This is a genomic window from Mixta sp., from assembly GCF_024610815.1.
Lineage (GTDB): Bacteria > Pseudomonadota > Gammaproteobacteria > Enterobacterales > Enterobacteriaceae > Mixta > Mixta calida.
Genome location: NZ_JANION010000045.1, coordinates 1 through 4478 on the forward strand (window position 1 = coordinate 1; position 4478 = coordinate 4478).

The window sequence follows — 4478 nt, forward strand, 5'->3', positions numbered from 1 at the left end:
GCTTTATTCATTCTTCTCATAATGTATCGGTGCCGCAAGATATTTTACTGGCGCAGCTTGATGACGATCAGCGCCTGCTGACGCTGCAGAAGCAGATCACGCTTATCGAGCAATACCATGACTTTTTTATTCAGAATAATATTGCGGTGATATTGAGTCTCGATGAAACGATGGCCCGGACCATTTTATCGAGCGAGTTCCTGTTACGTAAATTACGCCCGCTCTCTGCGCTGGAATTAGCGCTTAGTGAAACTTTCCCTGATTTTAAATTGGGCAGGGATAACCCTGTATTAAGCACACTAAGCGATAATTTCACATTAACGCTGAATAATTTCGGCGCCGGCAAAGCGCCGGCAAAAGCGGTATATGATAATCTCTTTACGCGCATTAAGCTGGACCGGCATTTTCTGCAACAGACACTGAAGCGCGCCTCTTTTAGCGCTATTTTAAAAGCGGTAACGCATCAGATTGGCGATCACTGTCGACAGTTTATTGTACAGGGCGTTGATGACCTCACTACGCTGGAAAAAGTGGCGCCTTTTCCTTTTTCCGGTCTTCAGGGCGCGCTGTTTCCACCGGTGCCGGAAAATCAGCTGACGACATTAACCGAGCCGCCGAACGGTTTTTCCGGCGGCCAGTGCTGAGAAAGCCACCCGTTTTCCCTGCCTCCCGCGCCACTTAGGGTTACACTTAAACCTTAATGCGGTAAACGGAGGCAGCATGGAGTTCAATAACACCTGGCATAACGAATTAAGCGGATTTTATACCGCGCTGAATCCCACTCCGCTCGCTAATTCGCGCCTGCTTTATCATAGCGAGGCGCTGGCGCGTGAACTGGAGCTGGACGACAGCTGGTTCACGCCGGAGAAGCAGGGCGTCTGGAGCGGCGAAACGCTGCTGCCCGGCATGCAGCCGCTGGCGCAGGTCTACAGCGGACATCAGTTCGGCGTCTGGGCCGGACAGTTGGGCGACGGGCGCGGCATTCTGTTGGGCGAACAGCAGCTCAGCGACGGACGGAAATTTGACTGGCATCTGAAGGGCGCAGGCCTGACGCCTTATTCACGCATGGGCGACGGACGCGCCGTGCTGCGCTCGGCCATCCGCGAGTTTCTCGCTTCCGAGGCGCTGCACTATCTTGGCATTCCCACCAGCCGGGCGTTGACTATCGTCGTCAGCGATGAGCCTGTTTATCGTGAAACCAAAGAGCGCGGCGCGATGCTGCTGCGCGTGGCGGAAAGCCATGCGCGCTTCGGCCATTTTGAACACTTTTTCTATAACGGCCAGCCGGAAAAAGTGCGTCAGCTGGCGGATTACATGATTCGTCATCACTGGCCCGCGCTGGAGCAAGAAGCGGACCGCTATCTTCTCTGGTTTACCGATGTGGTGGAGCGCACTGCGCGGCTTATCGCCGCCTGGCAAAGCGTCGGCTTCGCGCATGGCGTTATGAATACCGATAATATGTCGGTGCTGGGCATGACGCTCGATTACGGCCCCTACGGCTTTCTCGATGAATATCAGCCGGGCTATATCTGCAACCACTCCGATTATCAGGGGCGTTACGCCTTCGACAATCAGCCGATGATCGGCCTGTGGAACCTTAACCGCCTGGCGCATGCGTTATCCGATCTATTAACTACCGAACAGCTTAAGCAGGCGTTAGGCCATTACGAGCCCGCGCTGATGGCGGCCTGGGGCGAGAAGATGCGCGCTAAACTGGGCTTCCTGACGCCGCAGCAGGAGGATAACGAACTTCTGACCGGCCTGCTGGCGTTAATGAGTCAGGAGGGCAGCGACTATACCCGCACCTTCCGCATGCTCAGCGAGGTACAGCAGCGGGAGAGCCGTTCGCCGCTGCGCGACGAATTTATCGATCGTGACGCGTTTGACGCCTGGTTCCAGCGCTATCAGCAGCGCCTGCTGAAAGATGAAAGCAGCGACGAGACGCGCCAGCGGCAGATGAAGGCTGCGAATCCAGCGGTGATTTTGCGTAACTACCTGGCGCAGCAGGCGATTGAAGGCGCGGAGCAGGGCGATATCAGCATGCTGAAGCATCTGCATCAGGCGCTTTCAAATCCCTTCAGCGATGCGCCTGAATTTGCCGACTTCACGAAGCGTCCGCCGGACTGGAGTAAAAAAATCTCGGTGAGCTGCTCTAGCTAAGCCGCGCTTCTGCGCAGCGTAAGGCGCGAGCGTGACGCAAAAAAGCCGGTCAGCGACCGGCTTTTTTATTCTGCGCGTTACGCGGCATCCGACAAGGATTCGCCTTTTACAGGACGCGCGTCCACAGCAAACGGCGGCTCGCCGTCAGAAACGGCTGTCGACCGCGTCAGCCAGCAGTGCCAGCACGGCTTCGCTGTCTTCCCAGCCGAGGCAGGGATCGGTAATCGACTGACCATAGTTCAGCGGTTGTCCGCTGACTACCGGCTGGTTGCCTTCCTGCAAAAAGCTTTCAATCATCACGCCGCCGATAGCGCGCGATCCGTCGCGGATCTGCTGCGCCACTGACGTCGCTACGTCGCGCTGGCGGCGGTGCTGCTTCAGGCAGTTGCCGTGGCTGAAATCGACTACCAGCTGTTCAGGCAGACCGAATTCGCGCAGGCTGGCCACCGCCGCGGCGATATCCTGCGGATGGTAGTTCGGTGTTTTGCCGCCGCGCATAATAATGTGGCCGGACGGGTTGCCGCTGGTCTGATAGATGGTCATCTGCCCGTTTTTATCCGGCGACAGGAACATATGGCTGACCCTGGCGGCGCGGATCGCGTCGACAGCGATGCGCGTATTGCCGTCGGTGCCGTTTTTGAACCCGACCGGACAGGAGAGCGCCGAGGCCATTTCACGGTGGATCTGACTTTCAGTGGTGCGGGCGCCGATTGCGCCCCAGCTGATTAAATCGGCAATAAACTGGCCGATCACCATATCGAGAAACTCCGTCGCCGTCGGCAGGCCGAGCGCGTTAATATCGAGCAGCAGCTTGCGCGCAATGCCCAGGCCGTCATTAACGCGGAATGAACCATCGAGGCCGGGATCGGAAATCAGTCCCTTCCAGCCCACTACGGTGCGCGGTTTTTCGAAATAGGTGCGCATGACGATTTCCAGCCGGGAGTGATATTTGTCATGCAGAGCTTTGAGTCGGGCGGCGTAATCGAGCGCGGCGCGCGGGTCATGCAGCGAGCAGGGGCCGATTATCACCAGCAAACGCGGATCGTCGCCAGCCAGAATGCGCGCGATGCGCTGGCGGGCAGCGGTAACGTTTTCAACGATGCTATTTGTAATTGGGTATTGCTGCGCCAGCGCGGCAGGCGTCACCAGGCTATCGATGCGCGCGGTGCGCAGTTCGTCAGTTTTGTTCATTGCTGTCTCGGAAATTTGTCTTCGCAGCGGCTGAAGTGCCGGGAAGTGATGACGATCACAATAAACCAATCAGCCGTAAATTCAACCGCCTGTAAGAGGTAAAAGGCGCCGCGCCCCTGGGTTATCGCAACGGCGAAGGCAGCTGAACACGCGTAGCCAGCGCTCCGATCGCCTTCGCCGCCCGCGCAGGGGTTAATACATGCGACGGGTGAGCCCCATAATGTCGAGAATCTTGGTGGCGATCTCCTCAACCGAATAGTTAGTGCTGTTGAGATAGCGGATCTGATGGGAGCGAAACAGCGCCTCTACTTCACCCACTTCCAGCCGACACTGGCGCATGGAGGCGTAGCGACTATTTTCCGCGCGCTCCTGGCGAATCGCCGCCAGCCGTTCAGGATCGATGGTTAAGCCAAACAGCTTGTGCTGATGAGGTTTAAGCGCTGGCGGCAGCTTCAGGTTATCCATATCATCGGCGATAAAAGGGTAGTTAGCGGCGCGTATGCCGAACTGCATCGCCAGATAGAGGCTGGTGGGCGTTTTACCGCAGCGGGAGACGCCCAGTAAAATCACCTGCGCCTCATCCAGGCCGCGCAGAGAAATGCCGTCATCGTGCGCCAGGGTGTAATCGATCGCTGCGATGCGCGCGTCATATTTGCCGAGATTGCTGGCGGTGAGACCGTGGGTGCGGTGAGCGACCGGCGCAGGCGCCATGCCCAACTCCTGCTGCAAAGGCGCGACCAGCGCCTGAACGATATCCTGACAAAAGCCGTCGCTTTGTAAAATCACTTCGCGCACTTCCGGTTGCACGATAGAAAAAAAGACCAGCGGCCGTACTCCGCTTTGTTGATAAATGGCATTGATTTGCGCTTTTACCGCCTGGGCGCGCTGCACATTTTCCACAAAGGGCAGGGTAAAACTGTTGGTGGCGACCGGAAACTGCGACAGCACCGCATGGCCCAGCACCTCGGCCGTAATAGCGGTTCCATCGGAAATACAAAAAACGCTGCGTTCTGCCGTCATGTTTATTCTCTCTTATGCAGGATGCGTTGAGCCTGGCGGATAACGCCAAAGAAGGCAATCGGCAATCTCCTGACCTGATAAAATTAAAGTTTCATTAATAATTAATT

The 4478-nt window shown here is 56.7% G+C and carries 4 protein-coding genes; 2 read left to right on the plus strand and 2 right to left on the minus strand.

The window, feature by feature from the left end; all coding sequences use genetic code 11:
- Both MYY08_RS02500 and MYY08_RS02505 read left to right on the plus strand, forming a co-directional pair.
- A partial coding sequence (locus MYY08_RS02500) for an EAL domain-containing protein (RefSeq protein WP_288012930.1) occupies positions 1 to 644 on the plus strand: 644 nt, incomplete at its 5' end.
- A gap of 76 nt (positions 645 to 720) precedes the next feature.
- Complete coding sequence (locus tag MYY08_RS02505) at positions 721 to 2160, plus strand: protein adenylyltransferase SelO (protein ID WP_288012933.1); 1440 nt, start codon at positions 721 to 723, stop codon at positions 2158 to 2160.
- 144 nt (positions 2161 to 2304) lie between these two features.
- Here MYY08_RS02505 and MYY08_RS02510 read toward each other — a convergent pair whose 3' ends face one another.
- The gene (locus MYY08_RS02510) at positions 2305 to 3351 is read right to left on the minus strand and encodes a 3-deoxy-7-phosphoheptulonate synthase (RefSeq protein WP_084970248.1); all 1047 of its coding nucleotides are present in this window, start codon (positions 3349 to 3351) and stop codon (positions 2305 to 2307) included.
- 192 nt (positions 3352 to 3543) lie between these two features.
- Positions 3544 to 4371: a posphoenolpyruvate synthetase regulatory kinase/phosphorylase PpsR gene (ppsR, locus tag MYY08_RS02515; RefSeq protein ID WP_081981793.1), complete on the minus strand. Its 828-nt coding sequence runs from the start codon at positions 4369 to 4371 to the stop codon at positions 3544 to 3546.
- Positions 4372 to 4478 lie beyond the last annotated feature (107 nt).